General features: G+C 60.4%; 15 protein-coding genes, 1 tRNA gene and 1 pseudogene. 7 read left to right on the forward strand and 10 right to left on the reverse strand.

Annotated features, from left to right (window positions below; translation table 11 throughout):
• The first annotated feature begins 31 nt into the window (after nt 1–31).
• From CLM71_RS16065 to CLM71_RS16070, 3 genes are all read left to right on the forward strand, one after another.
• Nucleotides 32–577 (forward strand): AAA family ATPase, encoded by a 546-nt coding sequence (locus CLM71_RS16065; RefSeq protein WP_105231874.1) that lies wholly within the window; start codon nt 32–34, stop codon nt 575–577.
• A 162-nt stretch (nt 578–739) separates the two neighbouring features.
• A complete protein-coding gene (locus tag CLM71_RS24030) occupies nt 740–892 on the forward strand; it encodes a hypothetical protein (protein WP_156484018.1) in 153 nt (50 codons plus the stop codon).
• A 149-nt stretch (nt 893–1,041) separates the two neighbouring features.
• Nucleotides 1,042–2,193, forward strand: coding sequence for an acyltransferase (locus tag CLM71_RS16070; RefSeq protein WP_105231875.1), 1,152 nt, complete (start codon nt 1,042–1,044; stop codon nt 2,191–2,193).
• An 81-nt stretch (nt 2,194–2,274) separates the two neighbouring features.
• On the opposite strand, the gene CLM71_RS16075 is transcribed toward CLM71_RS16070, so the two are convergent.
• Nucleotides 2,275–2,350 (reverse strand) — tRNA-Thr (locus tag CLM71_RS16075).
• A gap of 170 nt (nt 2,351–2,520) precedes the next feature.
• A complete protein-coding gene (locus CLM71_RS16080) occupies nt 2,521–3,441 on the reverse strand; it encodes a LysR family transcriptional regulator (protein ID WP_105231876.1) in 921 nt (306 codons plus the stop codon).
• Nucleotides 3,442–3,612: 171 nt separating this feature from the next.
• Here CLM71_RS16080 and CLM71_RS16085 point away from each other — a divergent pair, with 171 nt between their 5' ends.
• Both CLM71_RS16085 and CLM71_RS16090 read left to right on the forward strand, forming a co-directional pair.
• Nucleotides 3,613–5,028, forward strand: coding sequence for a M20 family metallopeptidase (locus CLM71_RS16085; protein WP_105231877.1), 1,416 nt, complete (start codon nt 3,613–3,615; stop codon nt 5,026–5,028).
• Nucleotides 5,025–6,314, forward strand: coding sequence for an MFS transporter (locus CLM71_RS16090; protein ID WP_105231878.1), 1,290 nt, complete (start codon nt 5,025–5,027; stop codon nt 6,312–6,314). The genes CLM71_RS16085 and CLM71_RS16090 overlap by 4 nt, the downstream gene beginning before the upstream one ends.
• Before the next feature lie 75 nt (nt 6,315–6,389).
• Here the strand turns inward: CLM71_RS16090 and CLM71_RS16095 are convergent, their stop codons facing one another.
• Complete coding sequence (locus tag CLM71_RS16095; RefSeq protein WP_105231879.1) at nt 6,390–7,517, reverse strand: hybrid-cluster NAD(P)-dependent oxidoreductase; 1,128 nt, start codon at nt 7,515–7,517, stop codon at nt 6,390–6,392.
• 344 nt (nt 7,518–7,861) lie between these two features.
• On the opposite strand from CLM71_RS16095, the gene CLM71_RS16100 reads away from it, so the two are divergent.
• The gene (locus CLM71_RS16100) at nt 7,862–9,184 is read left to right on the forward strand and encodes an aromatic ring-hydroxylating dioxygenase subunit alpha (protein ID WP_105233441.1); all 1,323 of its coding nucleotides are present in this window, start codon (nt 7,862–7,864) and stop codon (nt 9,182–9,184) included.
• A gap of 88 nt (nt 9,185–9,272) precedes the next feature.
• Here the strand turns inward: CLM71_RS16100 and CLM71_RS16105 are convergent, their stop codons facing one another.
• Genes CLM71_RS16105 through CLM71_RS16130 form a run of 6 tightly spaced genes read right to left on the reverse strand, consistent with a single transcriptional unit; the run spans nt 9,273 to nt 16,962 of the window.
• A complete protein-coding gene (locus CLM71_RS16105) occupies nt 9,273–10,076 on the reverse strand; it encodes an electron transfer flavoprotein subunit beta (RefSeq protein WP_105231880.1) in 804 nt (267 codons plus the stop codon).
• Nucleotides 10,066–11,304: an electron transfer flavoprotein subunit alpha/FixB family protein gene (locus tag CLM71_RS16110; RefSeq protein ID WP_105231881.1), complete on the reverse strand. Its 1,239-nt coding sequence runs from the start codon at nt 11,302–11,304 to the stop codon at nt 10,066–10,068. Before CLM71_RS16110 ends, CLM71_RS16105 begins: the two co-directional genes overlap by 11 nt.
• Nucleotides 11,304–13,262: a (Fe-S)-binding protein gene (locus CLM71_RS16115; RefSeq protein ID WP_105233443.1), complete on the reverse strand. Its 1,959-nt coding sequence runs from the start codon at nt 13,260–13,262 to the stop codon at nt 11,304–11,306. Before CLM71_RS16115 ends, CLM71_RS16110 begins: the two co-directional genes overlap by 1 nt.
• Before the next feature lie 40 nt (nt 13,263–13,302).
• Nucleotides 13,303–15,366: a dimethylglycine demethylation protein DgcA gene (dgcA, locus tag CLM71_RS16120; RefSeq protein ID WP_105231882.1), complete on the reverse strand. Its 2,064-nt coding sequence runs from the start codon at nt 15,364–15,366 to the stop codon at nt 13,303–13,305.
• A 56-nt stretch (nt 15,367–15,422) separates the two neighbouring features.
• Nucleotides 15,423–15,953 carry a 4-vinyl reductase gene (locus tag CLM71_RS16125; RefSeq protein ID WP_105231883.1) on the reverse strand — a complete coding sequence of 177 codons (531 nt, stop codon included), beginning with the start codon at nt 15,951–15,953 and terminating at the stop codon, nt 15,423–15,425.
• Between the two features lie 31 nt (nt 15,954–15,984).
• The gene (locus tag CLM71_RS16130; RefSeq protein ID WP_105231884.1) at nt 15,985–16,962 is read right to left on the reverse strand and encodes a dipeptidase; all 978 of its coding nucleotides are present in this window, start codon (nt 16,960–16,962) and stop codon (nt 15,985–15,987) included.
• A 117-nt stretch (nt 16,963–17,079) separates the two neighbouring features.
• Between CLM71_RS16130 and CLM71_RS16135 the strand changes: the two are divergent.
• Nucleotides 17,080–17,181: pseudogene (locus tag CLM71_RS16135) on the forward strand (AbrB/MazE/SpoVT family DNA-binding domain-containing protein); the annotation flags it as partial.
• Nucleotides 17,182–17,332: 151 nt separating this feature from the next.
• On the opposite strand, the gene CLM71_RS16140 reads toward CLM71_RS16135, so the two are convergent.
• Complete coding sequence (locus CLM71_RS16140; RefSeq protein WP_105231885.1) at nt 17,333–18,487, reverse strand: GlxA family transcriptional regulator; 1,155 nt, start codon at nt 18,485–18,487, stop codon at nt 17,333–17,335.
• Nucleotides 18,488–18,656: the final 169 nt, after the last annotated feature.

Below are 18,656 nucleotides of genomic sequence, written 5' to 3' on the forward strand. Positions count from 1 at the left end.
GATTACTCTCCCATTCCTCAAGGAAATACAGATGACTAATCAAAGAATTATTCTGACCGGTGGCCCGGGATCGGGCAAAAGCACACTGATTGACGCCCTGACCCGGCGCGGCTATGCATGCACCACGGAATCAGGCAGAGCCATTATTCAGGAACAAGTCGCCAGTGGCGGTAATGCGCTGCCCTGGGAAGAGCGCCAGGCGTTTGCCGAACTGATGCTGAGCCGGGAGATACGTGCATGGCACAGCGCCGGCAATACCGACGCTCCATACTTTTTCGACCGCGGCATCCCTGACGTGGCGGGCTATCTAACGCTTTGCCAACTTTCCGTACCTGCTCATCTGGAGCAGGCGATAGCGCACTTTCGCTATGCCGAGCGTGTGTTTATCGCCCCGCCGTGGCGTGAAATTTATGCTCAGGATGCAGAGCGCAAGCAGTCGTTCACCGAGGCGGAGATGACATACCGGGTAATGCGCGAAACCTATCAGCAATACGGTTACCGGCTGCTGGAACTGCCGCGCGCGTCGGTCGCTGAAAGAGTAAGTTTCGTGCTCGCCGCCCTGCGACATTCAGACTGAGATTAACGCTATACCGGCCCCTTCTGCATGATCTCATCCCCACACAACCGCATCCCTTTCCTGCTGTTAACCTTCCAGATTTCCCTTTTCCCGCCATCCTTCTACGGGTTTCTCTGCTATACCTTTTAAAGTGAACCCTAACGCTCTATGCAAGGAGGTCTGATGCTACGTTCAATCCCGCTATTATTAGCGCTGCTGATGCTGGCGGCCTGCTCTTCCGGGGAAGGACCGCCACCAGAAGATAACGGCGGCCCACCGGTATCTCACTGTAGCGACGCACAATGCGCACCTTCCGTCGGCCCGCAAACTTATTGATGGCATGGCAACGCGGCATTCACCACCGCGTTGCCAGTTACTTATTAATAATCAGATTACTACCAATAAGTAACATTTGAGCAAGATGCTATAGTCATTCGATTATTCGTTTTGCAGTGACAATGTGCATCAATTGAGGGTTACCGCCAATGCAGCCTGCTAAGAAGTGGTCACAAGAACTGGAAGGGCTACGGGGGTTGGCTTCCCTGTGGGTAGTTCTGGGACATATTTGCATCCTGGTCGATTTTCACTTCCCCATCCTGTCAGACCCTGCCATGGGCGTTGATCTGTTTATCCTGCTGTCAGGCTATCTGATGGCAAAGAATTACATGGAGCGTAAAGAGAAAGAACCCTGGACCGCCGCCAGCACCTTTAAGAAATTCTGGCTGCGCCGCTTCTTCCGTATCGCCCCGCTCTATTATGTGCTGCTGGTGTTCGCCATTGGCTTTGGCAGTTATTTCGGTGAAGCGCGCGACGCCATCGCCAACTTCTATCCGGGCACGCAGACCAATACCAGCCGCTACAGCGACGGCTCGCTGATGAACCTCTTTACCCACGTCAGTTTCCTGTTTGGCTTCCTGCCCTACTATTCATTTAATACCGTATTGCCGGACTGGAGCATCGGGCTGGAAATGCAGTTCTACTTCCTGTTCCCGTTCATTATGCTGGGTGTGATGCGCTTTGGTTTTGCGCCAGCCTGCATTGCGGTGATTTTACTGTGCGTCGGCGCCAGAACGCTGTGGCCTGATTACTTCGCCGCGTTCCCCATGCCATCGATGATATTGATAAAGCTGAATCTGTTCATCGCCGGTATGCTGATCGCCAACGGCGTACGTAACAAAAACGTCGGCTATATCCTGTTGGCTCTGCTGGCCACGGTCGCCAGCTTGTATCAACATGACAGCATGAATAAGCTCCGCTATGCCGCACAGCTTGGTATGATTGTCATGATGGCAACCATCTTGTGGAGCCGTGCCGAAAACAGCGCCGTTGCCAAACTCCTGCGCTTCCCGCGCTGGGTGCTCACCAATAAATTCAGCGTATTCCTGGGCGATGTCTCATACTCGGTCTATCTGCTGCATTTGCTGATCGTGCTGCCGGTTATCGCTCACCTGCTCACAGGCAGTGCATTTGCCGATCTGGCTGGCCCGGTGAGGTTTGCCGCCGCCGCCGCGATTATCCTGCCCGTGACCTACGGCATCAGCCTGTTGCTGTATCGCTTTGTGGAAAAACCAGGCATTAAGCTGGGTAAAACCATTATTGAACGCGGCCAGAAAGCCAAAGCCGTGGCGCTGCCGTAAAACGATGCCGCCGGCAACATGCCGGCGGATTCGACGATGATATAACGCAAAAAAGCCACCTCATTGAGGTGGCTTTTTAATTGGTGCCGGCTACCGGAGTCGAACTGGTGACCTACTGATTACAAGTCAGTTGCTCTACCTACTGAGCTAAGCCGGCGAATTCTGTCGGAAAACGTTCCGTTTCCGTGCTGCGCAATATAATACAGCGCCCTGCCGACAAGCAAGCCTAATCAACGGGCTATTGCACCGGTTGTTTAAAAAACACGCGGCCGACGGCATTGCCGGGGAAAAGGCGTTTTTTTACCCGGTTTCCATTACGTTATCCATCTATAGCGCATAGCGCCGGCGTACGGCGCTATCCTCCTGGTTCAGCGTGTCGCTGACAAATTCAACAAACAGCTGCAGCGCGGCGCTGCGCTGCCGGCCCGGCGGCAGCTGTAACTGCAGCGTACGCTGGCTGAGCTGGTCAACGCCAAAAGATTTGATGGTGATGGGCTGTTGCAACAGCGGCAATACGGTGAATTGGCTGCAAATAGACACCGCGCGCGGTGAAACCTGCAAAAAATTGAACAACGCGGCAAAGTTATCGCAGGTCAAAACCGGCTCAATAAAGGTGCCGCTCATCTGGCAGCAGATATCAAACAGCTGGCGTATGGTGGTGCTCGGCTCCGGCAAACACACCGGATACTGACACAGGTCGGTCAGCGCCACCTGCTGATTCGCCAACGGATGATCGCTGTGCATCAGCAGCAATACCGGCGCCGCCCACGAGGCGAGCACGTCCACCCCCTGCTCGGGGTGCAGGCTGAACTGCAGCGCCAGATCGCATTCGCCGTTGCGCACCAGACGCGCCAGGGTTTTGCTGTCCGCCACCGTCAGCACAAAAGTCACCGCCGGATTCTGCTGACGAAAACGGGCCATCAATTGCGGCAGCAGCGAAAAGGCCAGGCCGTTGGAACACGCCACGCGCAGCGCCGTGCGCCGCACCGCTTTCAGCCCCTTAATTTCCGCCATCGCCTGTTCAATATTCAGCAAGCTCTTGCGCAGGTGATTCTCAAAAATCTGCCCTGCTTCGGTCAGCACCATACCGCGTGCATGGCGCTCAAACAGCGGCGCCCCCACCTGCGCCTCCAGGCGCTGAATCTTGCGGCTGATGGCCGATACCGCCACAAACAACTGTTCGCTGGCGGCACTCAGCGAACCGCTGCTGGCCACCGCCAGAAAAAAACGCACTTCACTACTGATCATTCCGGGGCCTCCTGGCGGCGCATGCTTCACAACAGGGCAAACAAGCCTTGTTATAACAGCAAAGCTTGTTTGTTAAATAGACAATTGTGGCAAACCTCAATTTTAGCTTAGATACCCGCATAACAACGAAAACCAACACAACATCAACAACAAACACAACGGGAAGCAACCATGACGGGTGAACAGGTGGTACAACAGGCAAACGCCTATTTTGACAGCGGGGCTTTTCGGCAGGTGCTGGCGCGCCGTATTGCCCTGCAAACGGAAAGCCAGCGGCAGGATCGCGATGCGCTGCTGATGCAATACCTGCAGCAGGAGATCATGCCGCCGCTGCGCGCGCTCGGCTTTGAACTTCATCTGTGCGATAACCCGGAAGCGGCCAACCGACCGTTTCTGATCGCCGTACGCATCGAGGATCCTGCGCTGCCGACCCTGCTGAGCTACGGCCACGGCGACGTCGTCTTCGGCGATGATGACAACTGGCGCAGCGATCTCTCCCCGTGGCAGTTGCATGAGGAAGGCGATCGCTGGTACGGGCGCGGCAGCGCCGATAACAAAGGGCAGCACAGCATCAACCTCGCCGCTCTGGAGCAGGTGTTTCAGGCGCGCGGCGGCAGGCTGGGTTTTAACTGCAAACTGATCTTCGAAATGGGGGAAGAGATCAGCTCTCCGGGACTGGCGGAGATCTGCCGCCGTCAGCGAGATCTGCTGCAGGCCGATCTGTTTATCGCCTCCGACGGCCCGCGGCTGAACGCCATGCAGCCGACGCTGTTCCTCGGCTCACGCGGCTGCGTCAATTTCCGCCTGAGCATTCGCGCGCGGGATAACGCCTACCATTCCGGCAACTGGGGCGGCCTGCTCAGCAACCCCGGCATCCAGCTTGCCAACGCCCTCGCCTCGCTGGTCAATCAGCACGGTCAGCTGCAGGTCGCCGCATTACAGCCGCCGGCGCTGGATGACGCCATGCGCGCTATTTTGCGCGAGCTGGATGTCGGCGGCCAACCCCACGACCCGCAGATTGATGAAAACTGGGGTGAAACAGGATTAACGCCCAGCGAGCGGCTCTACGGCTGGAATACGCTGGAAGTACTGGCCTACCAGACCGGCAATCCGCAACGGCCGATGAATGCCATCCCTGCCAGCGCCACGGCGGTCTGCCAGCTGCGCTTTGTGGTCGGCACCGACTGGCAGCGGCTGGTCGAGCACCTGCAGGCCCACCTGCAAGCGCACGGCTTTGGCAATGTCGAGGTGGAGTGGCTGCGCGGCTCCCCCGCCACCCGCCTCGATCCTCAGGATCCGCTGGTGCACTGGGCGCTTGATATCATGCAGCGCACCAGCGGTAAAAAACCGGCGTTGCTGCCTAACCTCGGCGGTTCGCTGCCTAACGACGTGTTCGCCGATATTCTGGGGCTGCCCACGCTGTGGGTGCCGCATTCCTATCCGGCCTGCGGCCAGCACGGCGTAAATGAGCATATGCTGCAATCTATCGCCCGTGAGGGGTTGCAGATTATGACGCGTCTGTTCTGGGATCTCGGCGAGAACGGTGGTGACGTGCTGGCGCAGCGCCGGCGGGAGGCGACACGATGAGTACGTCCGCCCACACGCCGGTTGCCGGCAATAAGCCGCATCTCTACAAAACGCTGTTCGCCACCTGCATCGGCAACGCCCTGGAATGGTTCGATATCGCCGTTTACGGCTTTTTCGCCAACTATATCGCCCATGCCTTCTTTCCCACCGAAGATCCCGCCGTCTCAATGCTGCTGACCTTCGGCAGCTTCGGCGTCTCCTTTCTGATCCGCCCGCTGGGCGCCGTAGTGCTGGGCGCCTACGCCGACCGCGTCGGACGTAAAAAAGCCCTGCTGGCGTCAATCAGCCTGATGATGCTCGGCGGCGTTATCATCACCTTTATGCCGTCTTACGCCACCATCGGGCTGGCGGCACCGCTGATGATCCTGCTCGCCCGTCTGATCCAGGGTTTCTCCGCCGGCGGCGAGTTCGGCAGCTCAACCGCGTTTCTGGTAGAACACTTCCCCGAACGCAAGGCGTTTATCGCCAGCTGGCAGTTTGCTACCCAGGGGGCCAGTACCCTGCTGGCCTCGGCGTTTGGTCTGGGCATGACCTACTGGTTGAGCGAAGCGCAGATTCAGGAATGGGGCTGGCGCATTCCCTTCGCCTTCGGCCTGTTGATTGGCCCGGTAGGGCTGTATATTCGCCGTCACGTCCATGAGCCGGCCAGCTTCAAACAGCATGTGAAAGCCAGAGCGCCGCTCAAGACGCTGCTGGGCAGTCAAAAACGACTGCTGCTGTTGGCTATCGGGCTGATGGTGATCTCCACCGCCATCAACTACATGCTCAACTATGTGCCGACCTACGCCACCAAGAACCTGCATCTACCGGGGTCGGTGGCCTTCAGCGCAACGCTGCTGGCCGGCGTAATCCTGACGGTGGTGACGCCGCTGGTAGGGCTATGGGCGGAAAAAGTCGGCCGGCTGCCGTTGATGTGGGGTTCGCTGCTGTTGCTGGTGGTCAGCATCTACCCGGCATTCCGTCTGGTGGTCAACCACACCACGCCGCTGACCCTGATGCTGCTGGTCGGCTGGATGGCGCTGCTGAAATCGGTGTATTTCTCCACGGTGCCGTCGGTGATGGCGGATCTGTTCCCGATGGAAACCCGCGCCAGCGGTATGGCGATCGGCTATAACGTGGCGGTGACGGTGTTCGGCGGCTTTGCGCCGCTGATTTGCACCTTGCTGATCAGCATGACCGGCACCAGCCTGGCGCCAAGCTACTACCTGATGATGGTGGCGCTGCTGAGCGGCTGGGCGCTGCTGAGCAGCCAACACCAGCTGCGCGGCGTCGCGCGCGCATCATAAATCACACCCCGGGCTGACCGCCCGGGGTTTTCCCGTCAGCCAAGAGAAACTGCGCCCTCCGTGGCCGCATCTGCCTTAATACTCCACCACCACATCCCCCGTCGGCACGCTGCAGCAGGAGAGAATATAGCCCTCTTCGACATCCTCATCGGTAATGCCGCCGTTATGCGCCATCTCGACCGCGCCCTCCAGCCGCTTCACCTTGCAGGTGCCGCAGATTCCCATGCCGCAGGCTTTGGGGATGTGTAGCCCCAGTTTGGCGGCGGCGGCGTGTACGGTTTCCCCCGGCGCGATCTGCACGCTCTTGCCGGTGCTGGCGAAGAACACCTGAATCAGGTCGGAACGCGGTATCGCTTCGGCCTCTTCGGCCGCCTGTTCGGCATCCTGCTGCGCCTGCTCTTTGACCGGCTCCGGCGTCGCGCCGAACGATTCCTCGTGATAGCGACGCATATCAAACCCGGCTTCCTGCAGCATGTTGCGCACCGCCTTCATATAAGGCGCCGGACCGCAGCAGTAGACTTCGCGTTCCATAAAATCGGGGGCCATCATTTCCAGCATCGCGTGATTAAAGAAGCCGCGATAGCCGCCCCAGTTCTGGCCTGACTCATAGCGTTCGCAAATCAGGTTCAGCTTAAAGTTGGCGATGCGCGCGGCCATATTCTCCAGATCGCGCTGGAAAATAATGTCTCGCGGCGTACGCGCGCTGTGAACAAACACCATATCGACGTCGGCGTTGGTATCAAAATACCAGCGCGCCATCGACATCACCGGCGTAATGCCGACGCCCCCCGACAGAAACAGCACCCGGTCGCTCGGGTTATCGATACAGTTAAACTGACCAACCGGACCATGCACCGCCAGCTCCATCCCCTCGCTCATGTTGTCATGCAGCCAGTTGGACACCTTACCCCCCGGCACCCGTTTGACCGTGATCGAGAAACTGTAGGGCACCGACGGCGAGCTGGAAATGGTGTAGGAACGGAACACCTGCTCGCTGTCGATCTCCAGCTCCAGGGTGACAAACTGGCCGGGCTTAAAGAAGAACATGATCGGCTGCTCGGCCATAAAGCAGTAGGTTTTTACATCCCAGGTTTCCTGAATCACTTTGACGCAACGCACAGCATGACGACCGTTGATCCAAGTCTGGGTGGTTACGGGCTCAAAAGCGCCGCTATTTACTACCGAAATAGTCTGGTTGGTCATAGGGAATGCTTCCTGTGGGCCAGGTGTCGATGGATAGCACGCGATGATTCGGCGCGGCCGCAATACGGACTGAATTTTCAGTTCAACCCCCCTTTGCCATTTACTTATTCACGACATCGAGATATCTGAAAAAACCACCGGACAACAATACTTTCCCTCGACGTCTCTAACGGAGGGGATCGATGTCGCAGCCAGAACATTCCTTATTCTCGACCGGGTGCAGCATCTGATCCAACAGTGACCCATTTCTCCAATGGGGTGACCGGGAACGGGGCGTTGTTGCAACCAGGATGCGTCCGCGCGCGGGCGCGAAACACTTTGATCTGAATGAGAAGAGCAACATCATGAGTCATAACGATCTGCTGAATATCACCTGCGCCAGCATTACCGATGCACGCGAACAGATGGCCGACTTGCTCAAAAGGCGCCAGCCGAACTATTCGCTGCCGCAGCCGCTGTATAACGATCCGGCCCTATTCCGCATTGATATGGAGGAAGTGTTTCAGAAAGAGTGGCTGTTCGTTGGCATGACCAGCGAAATCCCGAAAAAGGGCGACTACTTCACCCTTGAAATCGGCCAGAACCCGGTGCTGGTGGTGCGCGACGCCGACGGCGCAGTCAACGCTTTCCACAATACCTGCCGCCACCGCGGCTCGCGCATCTGTCAGCAGCCGCGCGGCAAGGTAGCGAACCTGGTCTGCCCGTACCACCAGTGGACCTACGATCTGAAGGGCAACCTGCTGTTTGCCGGCACCCATATGGGGGACGGCTTCGAGCCGCGTCAGCACGGCCTGAAGCCGGCGTTTTGCCGCACCGCCGGTGGTTTTATCTTTGTCTGCATCGCGGAGCAGCAGCCGGAATCCGACTTCGATGACTTCCTGGCGACGCTCGAAGAATATATGGCGCCGTACGACGTGGAGAACACCAAGCTGGCGACCGAATCCGAGATGTATGAAAAGGCCAACTGGAAGCTGGTGCTGGAAAATAACCGCGAATGCTACCACTGCGCAGGCAGCCACCCGGAACTGCTCAACACCCTGCTGGAGTGGGACGACACCAACGATCCGCGCGCCACGCCGGAGTTTATCGACTACTACAACCAGCAGGCCGAACGGTGGGATCAGGAAGGGATCCCGCATCGCCACCAAAGCTTCGGCCAGCGCAACCGCATCGTGCGTATGCCGCTGAAACCGGGGGCCAACGTGATGACCATCGACGGCAGCGAAGGCTGCACCAAACTGCTCGGCCGCATTCAGAGCCGCCAGTTGGGATCGATGCGCATCCTGCACCTGCCCAACTCCTGGAACCACATGCAGAGCGATCACTTTATCGTGTTCCGGGTGCTGCCGATCTCGGCCCAGGAGTCACTAGTGACCACCAAATGGTTTGTGCATAAGGATGCGGTGCCGGGCGTCGATTACGATCCGGAGCGCCTGCGCCAGGTCTGGGATGCCACCAACGATCAGGATCGCGTTCTGGGTGAAGAGAACCAGCGCGGCATTAACTCCATCGGCTATCAGCCCGGTCCTTACTCCGAAACCTACGAGTTCGGCGTGATCAACTTCCTGGAGTGGTACAGCGATACCGTGCTGAAAAATCTGGGCGAGACGGATAACAGCGAGCACTACCCGATCGGCGTGCCCGACGTCGAACGACAATATGGCTGATTCCCCTTTGCCCCGGCCCTCTCGCCTGAGAGGGCCGGGCAACGGTACGATCTTTTCTTGGTATAAAAAACAACCTGAACAACACGCCTCACCGGCCGCCGCGCACCACGCCTTCCTCCAACAGCAGATCGAATATCGCCTGCGCCATCTCAGGCGCCGGCTTATCGCGCAGGATACGGCCGCCGTCGCCCTGCGACTTCGCGGTCGCCGCCTTGAAACGGTCGGCGGCGGTTTTCGCCTTCACCACCTGCAGGCGCTTCGGCCGCTTGCGGGCCGGCGCTTCGCTCCACTGCGCCCTGACCTCATCGGGACAGGCAATGCCTGCCGGCGTGCTTTCCAGCCGCGCCCGGCTGGCGGGGCCAAATGCGCTCTGGCGCGGCGCCGGCGCCGCCATATCAACGCTGGCGATAAACGGCAGCGGCACCCTGAGCGCCCGGCGCTGGCCGCGCGGCAACGCCTGCAGCAGCTGCGCCTCACCGCCATCGACAGCGACAATATCGGCAATGCCGGTCACCACCGGCATGCCCAGCGCCTCCCCCAGCAGGTAAGGCAGCATACCGGACGATTCGCCGCTCTCGGCCCGTACGCCGGTCAGGATAATATCCGGTTTGTCCTGGCTCAGATAACGGCACAGCGCCGGCACCACATCCGCATTCTCCTCCTGATCCAGAACCCGCAGGACGTCCAGCCCCATCCCTGCATAGCTGCGCAGCGCCTCGGCGTGAGGATCGCCCGCATGAAGCACTTCCAGCCCATCAGACGCCAGCGTCATGCCCAGCTCGACGGCCCGGGCGTCCTGCCCGGCGCGGCGCTCGCGCGCAGAGCCGGGGTGCTTGCCAATCGATACCAGCGCTGTCACGCGCAGGTCTGCATGATGCTTTTCAGGCTGCATGTTCAAACTCCCCCTGATGGTGCTCCCTGACCAGCCGGATCAGCTGGGCCATAATCTCGCTGCTGTCGCCAATCACGCTGAGCGCGGCGCGCTTTACCATATCGCAGCCGGCATCGGTGTTAATGGCGATCACCTTGTCGCACTGCCCGATGCCCTGCAAATGCTGAATGGCGCCGGAAATGCCCACCGCCACATAAACCCGGGCGGTGACCCAGGTGCCGGTAGCGCCAACCTGACGCTGGCGCGGCATATGGCCATCGTCCACCGCCACCCGGCTGGCGCCTTCCGTCGCGCCGAGCGCTTCGGCGCACTGGTGAAACAGCGTCCAGTCCTGCACGCCGTTGCCCGCCGAAAGGATAAACTCCGCCTCTGCCAGCGCCACCGCGTTGGGATCCACCGCCACCTGCCCGTCATCACGAATGCGCGCCGCCACGCTTACCGTCTGGTGCAACTGCACCGGCAATGCCTCGTGGCGGGTTTCGTCAACCGGTTCGGCGCACTCCGATGCCAGCAGCAGCATACGCGGCGTGGCGCGGATAATATCGGTGCTGCCGCCGGCGCCGCGGCAGACGCTCTGTGCGGCATCAACCCGCCAGGCCTGCGTCGCCGGCCGTTCGCCAAGACGCGCCGCCAGCCGGCATCCCAGCTCAAAGCCGCCGGCTACGCTGTCCGGCAGCAGCCAGTGACGCGGTGCAAACTGGCTGTCGACCTCGTTCAGGACGGCGACCCGCAGCTCCGGCGCATACGCCTGATAGCCGTCGCCGCTCAGTTCCAACAGCCGGTCGACGCCAGCGGTATCAAACGCCTGTTCGCGGTGATCGCCGAACACCACGGCCAGCACCGCTCCGGCGCCGCCGATTTCGCGAATCAGCGCATGGGCCTGACCCAACACATCCCGGTCGTGATCGCTCAGCCGGCCACCCACCATATCGGGCACTACCGCAATGTAGTATTCCACCTGCTCCACCCGGTGCAGCGGCAGCGCCGTCGTCTGCAGCGCGCTGACCGTCCGCGGCCCGGCGCGGCCGACCGGCGCGCCGACATTCATCCGGTCAATGCGGCGGAGGCCGTTCGGGCCGATAAAACCTACGGCGTGCGGGTTGCGGCGAATCAGCCCGGACGGGCCACGTGATTCGCCCGCTGGCATCATCATGGCCGCATGCTGCGGGTGCAGGCGGTTGCGCGCAATCCATTCGGCGCGCGGGTCTCTGCGCAGAATCTCGCTCATCAGGCTACCTCCATCGCAGGTTGTTCACTCTTGCGCCTGGCCGCTGGCGGTGCGCTCGGCTCCACCAGCGCCTCGGCCACCAGTTCGGCAATATCCTTCACCACCGGACGCGGCTCCACCACGCCTTCAAGCATCGCGGTGCACTGCTGACAGCCGACGGCGACCAGTTCGGCGCCGGTGGCGCGGGCATCCTCCATGCGCATATCGGCAATCCGCCTCTCGCCGGGGATATCGGTAATCGGCGCGCCGCCGCCACCGCCGCAGCAGCGGGAACGAAAGCCGGAACGTTCCATCTCGGCCGGCTGAATACCCAGTTCCGCCAGCAGCTCGCGGGGGGCTTCATATTCGCCGTTATAGCGCCCCAGATAGCAGGGGTCGTGCCAGGTCACGCTGCCGCCCTTGTAGTCATTCAGGGTCAGCAGCTGCGCCTTCACCAGCTCATTGATAAAGGTGGTATGGTGCAGCACTTCGTAATCCGGCTTCTCGCCTTCGGGGCTGAATTCCGGGTACTCATTGCGCAGACAGTGAAAAGCGTGCGGATCGGTGGTGACGATCCGATTGAAGCGGTATTTGCCCAGGGTGGCGAGATTGCGCTTCGCCAGCCGTTGGAAGGTGGCGTCATCCCCCAGACGGCGCGCCACGTCGCCGCAGTCCAGTTCTTCGTCCCCCAGCACGGCAAAGTCCACTCCCGCCGCCTTCAGGATCTTCACAAAGGCGCGCAGAATGCGCTGGCTGCGCATATCGAATGCGCCGTCGGAGACCCAGAACAGCACGTCCGCCTGCTTCACCTCTTTCATCACCCGCAGGTTCTGATCCGCCGCCCAGTTGGTGCGGCTGCGCGGGTTAAAACCGTTCGGGTTGTCGGTCACGATCAGGTTATCCAGCACTTCGGCCCCCTTGTTCGGGGTGCTGCCTTTCTCCAGCGTCAGGAAGCGGCGCATATCAACGATGGCGTCCACGTGCTCGATCATCATCGGGCATTCCTCAACGCAGGCGCGGCAGGTGGTGCAGGACCACAGCGTCTCCGGACTGATCAGCCCGGAGACGATAGGCTGATGCGGAGCGCCGCACGCCTTGCCGACCTCGATGCCCGGGTAGGGGCTGCCGGCAAAACGGGCGTCCGAGCCGCCGGCCAGGCCAACCACCATGTCCTGAATCAGTTTCTTGGGGTTCAGCGGCTGCCCGGCGGCAAACGCCGGACACACCGCCTCGCAGCGGCCGCACTGCACACAGGCGTCGAAACCGAGCAGCTGGTTCCAGGTAAAATCGGCGGGCTTCTCCACCCCCAGCTTCGGCGCAGCCAAATCCACCGCTTTCAGCGCGGTGGAACGTCCGCCGCCAAAGCGCTCCGGCCGCCGGTGAAATGCCAGGTGCAGCGCGCCGGCAAAAGCGTGCTTCATCGGCCCGCCCCAGGCCATGCCGAACAGCAGTTCCCCCAGCCCCCAGACGATCCCGCCAGCCAGCAGCGCCGCCAAGAGCCAGCCGCCGCTGCCTTCAGGCAGGATGCCCGCCGCGGGCAGCGTGGCGATAAAAAAGCTGGCCGCGAAGACCAGCAGGCTTTTCGGCAGCCGCATCCACGGCCCCTTCGACAGCCGCGCCGGCGGATGGCGACGGCGGCGATAGACAAACAGCGCCCCGGTCAGCATCAGCGCCAACGCACCTAACAGCGCGCCAGCCAGCCAACGGCTATGGATGCCGAACAGGTGAACCGCCAGGATCAAAAGCATCGACAGCACAAAGCCGCCCGCGGTCGCCACGTGGGTGTTCGACATCACCTTATCCCGCGCCACCACATGGTGCAGATCCACCAGATAGCGGCGCGGCATCGCCATCAGCCCGGCCAGCAGGGCCACTTTTTCCGGCCGGCCGGCGCGCCAGAGGCGGATCCGTCGGATCATACCGACCGCCGCCAGCAGCAGTGCCATCACCAGCAACACGGGGAGTAATCTGTCGAGTATCATGGTGTCCTCTCTCGCAATAAGCCGGGTGGGCGTTGGGTTACAGATCCTTGCACAGGCGCAGTGCGTCGTAGATCGCCGCATGGACGTTGCGCTGCGACACACAGTCCCCCAGCCGCCAGAGGATCATGCCCTCGCCCGTCTCTGCCAGTACCGGCTGCGCCTGAGCGGCAAACAGCGCCTCGTTATCGATCTGCCCCTGATTGCGCGATTCCGCCTTCAGCTGGTAGTACAGCTCTTCGTTTGGCCGGGTGCCGTTTTCGACCACCACTTGGTCCACCACCCGCTCCTCTTTCTGGCCGGTGTACTCGTTTTCCAGCACCGCCACCAGCTTGTCGCCTTCGCGGTATACCGCCTCCAGCGCCAGATCCGAGGTCATGATCACCGCCTTTTCATACAGGCTGCGATAATAGGTCGGGAAGGTGGTGCCGCCGATGCCGACGCCGGGCTTGATATCATCGGTCACCAGTTCCACCAGCGCCCCTTTGGCGGTCAGGTAGTCGGCGGTCGACATGCCGGTGAATTCACAGATGGTGTCGTAAATCAGCACGTTTTTACCCGGCTCGACGGCGCCGGTCAGGATGTCCCAGCTGGACACCACCCGCCCGTCGTCCGCGCCCCACTCCGGGTTTTGCTCCAGGAACGGACGACCGCCGGTCGCCAGAATGCAGACATCCGGCCGCAGATCGCGCACCGTGGCGGCATCCGCTTCGGTATTCAACTGAATCGCCACCCCCAGCCGCTGCAGCTCCATCGCCAGCCAGCGGGTAATACCCGCCATCTGATCGCGCTGCGGCGCTCTGGCGGCGATCGATATCTGCCCGCCCAGCTCCGCGCCGCGTTCCAGCAGCGTGACCTGATGACCGCGCTCGGCCGCCACCCGCGCCGCCTCCATCCCTCCGGGACCGCCGCCGACCACCACCACCTTGCGCTGCGGGCCGTCGCTCTTGGTAATACTATGCGGCAGCCCCATATACTCGCGCGAGGTCGCCGCGTTCTGGATGCACAGCACGTCCAGCCCCATATACTGGCGGTCGATGCAGTAATTGGCGCCCACGCACTGGCGAATCTGGTCAACCTGATTCAGTTTGATCTTGGCGATCAGGTGCGGATCGGCGATATGGGCCCGGGTCATGCCGACAAAATCAACATAGCCCTGCTCCAGAATGCGCTGCGCCTGGTTCGGATCCTTGATGTTCTGAGCGTGGATCACCGGCACCGACACCACGTCTTTGATCCCGGCCGCCAGGTGCAGGAACGGCTCCGGCGGGTAGCTCATATTCGGAATAACGTTGGCCAGCGTGTTATGGGTATCGCAGCCCGAGCCGACCACGCCAAAGTAGTCCACCATGCCGGTTCCGTCGTAGTAGGCAGCGATCTGCTTCATATCCTCATGGCTCAGGCCGTCAGGGTGGAACTCATCACCGGTGATGCGCATGCCCACCACAAAATCCGGGCCTACCGCTTCGCGCACCGCCTTCAGCACTTCCATACCGAAACGCATGCGGTTTTCAAAGCTGCCGCCCCACTCGTCGGTACGCTTGTTGACCCGCGGCGACCAGAACTGATCGATCATGTGCTGATGCACGGCGGAAAGCTCCACGCCGTCGAGGCCGCCCTCTTTGGCGCGCACCGCCGCCCGGGCGAAATCGCCGATCACCCGCCGGATCTCTTCCACCTCGATGGTTTTGCAGGTCGCGCGGTGCACCGGCTCGCGAATGCCCGACGGCGACATCAGGTTGGGCCAGTTTTCACCGTCCCAGCGTGAGCGACGCCCCATATGGGAAATCTGGATCATGATCCTGCCGCCGTGTTTGTGCACCGCATCGGCCAGGTTCTGGAAATGAGGGATGATGCGGTCGGTCGACAGGTTCACCGAACTCCACCAGCTCTGCGGGCTGTCGATCGACACCACGCTGGAGCCGCCGCAGATACAGAGGCCACAGCCTCCTTTCGCTTTCTCTTCGTAATATTTGACGTAGCGATCGGTGGTCATGCCGCCGTCGGTGGCATACACCTCGGCGTGGGCGGTACTGACGATGCGGTTACGGATGGTCAGCTTATTGATATTCAACGGCTGGAACAGGAGATCAAACTGGGACATGGCAACACCCTGATTCAATGCTTAAACCCAGGCCGCCCGCAGGCGGCCATCGTGTATTACAGCGGCGTTACCTCAAACACGCCGTAGTCACTTCCCTCTTCGGCAGCGCTCCGGGTCTGGACCGCCCGGGTTCTGACCGCATAGCCCAGGCTCTGGGCTACCTGATCCATGGCGCCGGCGAACCAGCCGGTAAACATGTAATCGACTTTGCGGTTGACCTTGCCGTACTGATAAACAAACGCGGAGTGTTCCAGACGGATACGGGCCGTGCCCTGCTCCAGATCGAGCGCCTCGATGATAAACAGCCCCCAGCCGCGCTGGGAGAGCCGTTTCATATAGTGCTCAAACACCGCAGCGCCGCTGATGCCGTGGGCTTCCGCCTCCTTTTCACACCAGTAGTAGGCGGATTTGTAACCCGCCTTATACAGGATCGCCGCATAGCGTTCTGCGCCAATCTCTTCTTCAATCGCCATATGGTTGTTGACGAAAAAGTGACGCGGTACGTACAGCATCGGCAGCGCATCGCTGGTCCAGACGCCGGTTTCATCGTCCACCGCAATCGGCAGTTCAGGTGCATGTGAGCTCATGGTTTCTCCCGGACAATCTTCATCTTGGCGGTTATTCGCCCCATACCTCAGCCAGAACGCGGACCCAGTTCTCGCCCATAATCTTGCGCACTTGATGTTCGCTGAATCCGTGACGCAGCAGGGCCTCGGTCAGATTGGGGAATTCACCGAGGGTGCGGATCCCTTCAGGGTTGATGATCTTGCCGAAGCTGGTCAGATGGCGGGCGTAACCTTTGTCATGGGTAAGCCACTCGAAAAAGGCCTGATCCTGGCCCTGGGTGAAGTCGGTGCCGATACCGATCTGATCTTCTCCCACCAAGTTGAAGATGTATTCGATGGCCTCGACATAGTCGTCGATGGTGGAGTGAATGCCGTTTTTCAGGAACGGCGTAAACATGGTGACGCCGACAAAGCCGCCGTGATCGGCAATAAACTTCAGCTCCGCATCGGACTTATTGCGCGGATGATCCTTCAGGCCGGAAGGCAGACAGTGCGAATAGCAGACCGGCTTTTCCGACGCCAGAATCACCTCCTCGGAGGTTTTGGCGCCGACGTGGGAGAGATCGCACATGACGCCGGCGCGGTTCATTTCCGCCACCACTTCCCGACCATAGCCGGACAGCCCGCCGTCGCGCTCATAGCAGCCGGTGCCCACCAGGTTCTGGGTGTTGTAGGCCATCTGCACCACCCCAACGCCAAGATCCTTGAATATCTGCACGTAGCCGAGCTGATCCTCAAAGGCATTAGCATTCTGGAACCCCATCAGCACGCCGGTCTTGCCCGCCGCTTTGGCGCGGCGAATATCGTCGGTGGTGCGCACCTTTATCACCAGATCCGAATTCTGCTCGAGCAGCGCGTTCATCGCGACGATATTGTCCACGGTGCTCTGAAACCCTTCCCAGACCGACACCGTACAGTTCGCCGCGGTCAGGCCGCCGCGCCGCATATCCTCAAACAGCTCGCGATCCCACTTCGCAATCACCAGGCCATCAATAACAATAGCGTCGTTGTGCAACTGTTCTGCGTCCATCTTTTCACCCCCTGTCTGTAACGGCCAGAGCGGCCCTGATGTTCGACAGCATAGGGTTAACCCCACAAAGAAAGTGTTCTGAAAACGTCACCTGACTGACCCAGAGCGCAGCCGGCGCCGAGCTATCTGGATTTTGCAGGCGTCAATGAACCGGAGATCGCCCGCGAAGGCGACGCCATCATCCTGCGGCCGGTAAAGCCGAGCTGGGGTTCGTTCCTGTAGGAAGAGAAAGCAGATGCGGACGTTATGACGGAACGTGGAGGACGCGTCGAGCCATAGGCCACGCCCACATGCTGGAAGACTGGGCTACATAGCCGCCGCCCGCCCGTTGCGGGCAGGCGGCAGCAGAATAAGCATGATGTTCAGCACTTCAGGGCGGCGAGCTCCAACCCAGCGTCACCGAACCGTAGGTCGGCTCAAAGCGCGCCTCGCTCAGGGCGCGCACCGCCACCGCCGACGCCACGCGCTCCTTCTTGCCGTTCAGGCCGGGCAGCGCAGTGGTCACCAACTGCGGCAGGGTTTCGCTCAGCACCTGGCTGCGTATACCGCGTCGCTCCTCGCGCGGCGGAATGCCAATATGCTCGCGGTAGCATTTGCTAAAGTGCGGCGTCGAGACAAAACCGCAGGCCAGCGCGATTTCGATAATCGACATCGAAGTCTGCTTCAGCAGTTGCCGCGCCCGGAACAGGCGGAGTTTCATATAGTAACGGGAGGGCGAGCATTGCAGATACTTCTGAAACAGACGTTCAAGCTGGCGCCGGGACAGCCCCACATAGGTGGCCAGCTCGTCCAGATCGATCGGCTCTTCGATATTGGCCTCCATCAGCGACACCGCCTCCACCAGGTTCGGCTGCGCGGTCCCCAGCACGTGGCGTAGCGGGATGCGCTGGTAGTCCGACTCGTTGCGCACCCGATCGCAGATAAACATCTCCGAGATCGCCGCCGTCAGCTGATAGCCAAAATCGCGCTTGATCATGCTGAGCATCATATCCATCGGCACCGTGCCGCCGCTGCAGGTCATGCGGTCGCGCTCGATAACGAACAATTGATTGGTACATCGCACTTTGGGATAGGCTTCCTGCATCGAGGCGATACACTCCCAATGCGCGCTGCAGTGGTAACCGTCCAGCAGCCCGGCTTCCGCCAGCAGATAAGGGCCGGTACAGACGCCGCCAATCAGAATTTGCTTGCGCGCCATCGCCTGCAGCCAGCTCACCTGTCGTCGGCTGTAGCTGCGGGTAATATTGACGCCCCCGACCACGATCAGCACATCCAGCGCGCTGGAATCGGCCATGGAGCAATCCGGCGTAATGTGAATGCCGTCGCTGGCCATCACCACGCCGCCATCCTCGCTGATGGTATGCCAGTCATACAGCTCGCGGCCGCTTAACTGGTTCGCCATGCGCAGCGGCTCAACCGCCGTCGCCAGCGCCATCATGGTGAAATTGTTCACCAGTAAAAAACCAACGGTATGCGTCTTATTGTTATTGATAGAATCCCGGGATGATGCATTTGTTTCAGACATATGCTCTTGCCTCTGTGGTCTCTCGTCAGGAGAGGGAACAAACGGGTCTGATACTTCTTCACTTCCACAGAAAACAATAAGGCAACAAATGTGCCACTTCCTTTTTACATTTAAAATGTATGCGCAATATCTCGATAATCATTCATCGATAGTGATTTAGCGCCGCTGT

Origin of the sequence: Serratia sp. MYb239 (assembly GCF_002966855.1) — a bacterium.
GTDB lineage: Bacteria > Pseudomonadota > Gammaproteobacteria > Enterobacterales > Enterobacteriaceae > Serratia_B > Serratia_B rhizosphaerae.

What these genes read in the sequence shown, in the direction of transcription:
- CLM71_RS16065 (WP_105231874.1), top strand. Translation starts at nt 32, where the DNA reads ATGACTAATCAAAGAATTATTCTGACCGGTGGCCCGGGATCGGGCAAA.
- CLM71_RS24030 (WP_156484018.1), top strand. Translation starts at nt 740, where the DNA reads ATGCTACGTTCAATCCCGCTATTATTAGCGCTGCTGATGCTGGCGGCC.
- CLM71_RS16070 (WP_105231875.1), top strand. Translation starts at nt 1,042, where the DNA reads ATGCAGCCTGCTAAGAAGTGGTCACAAGAACTGGAAGGGCTACGGGGG.
- CLM71_RS16080 (WP_105231876.1), bottom strand. Translation starts at nt 3,441, where the DNA reads ATGATCAGTAGTGAAGTGCGTTTTTTTCTGGCGGTGGCCAGCAGCGGT.
- CLM71_RS16085 (WP_105231877.1), top strand. Translation starts at nt 3,613, where the DNA reads ATGACGGGTGAACAGGTGGTACAACAGGCAAACGCCTATTTTGACAGC.
- CLM71_RS16090 (WP_105231878.1), top strand. Translation starts at nt 5,025, where the DNA reads ATGAGTACGTCCGCCCACACGCCGGTTGCCGGCAATAAGCCGCATCTC.
- CLM71_RS16095 (WP_105231879.1), bottom strand. Translation starts at nt 7,517, where the DNA reads ATGACCAACCAGACTATTTCGGTAGTAAATAGCGGCGCTTTTGAGCCC.
- CLM71_RS16100 (WP_105233441.1), top strand. Translation starts at nt 7,862, where the DNA reads ATGAGTCATAACGATCTGCTGAATATCACCTGCGCCAGCATTACCGAT.
- CLM71_RS16105 (WP_105231880.1), bottom strand. Translation starts at nt 10,076, where the DNA reads ATGCAGCCTGAAAAGCATCATGCAGACCTGCGCGTGACAGCGCTGGTA.
- CLM71_RS16110 (WP_105231881.1), bottom strand. Translation starts at nt 11,304, where the DNA reads ATGAGCGAGATTCTGCGCAGAGACCCGCGCGCCGAATGGATTGCGCGC.
- dgcA (WP_105231882.1), bottom strand. Translation starts at nt 15,366, where the DNA reads ATGTCCCAGTTTGATCTCCTGTTCCAGCCGTTGAATATCAATAAGCTG.
- CLM71_RS16125 (WP_105231883.1), bottom strand. Translation starts at nt 15,953, where the DNA reads ATGAGCTCACATGCACCTGAACTGCCGATTGCGGTGGACGATGAAACC.
- CLM71_RS16130 (WP_105231884.1), bottom strand. Translation starts at nt 16,962, where the DNA reads ATGGACGCAGAACAGTTGCACAACGACGCTATTGTTATTGATGGCCTG.
- CLM71_RS16140 (WP_105231885.1), bottom strand. Translation starts at nt 18,487, where the DNA reads ATGTCTGAAACAAATGCATCATCCCGGGATTCTATCAATAACAATAAG.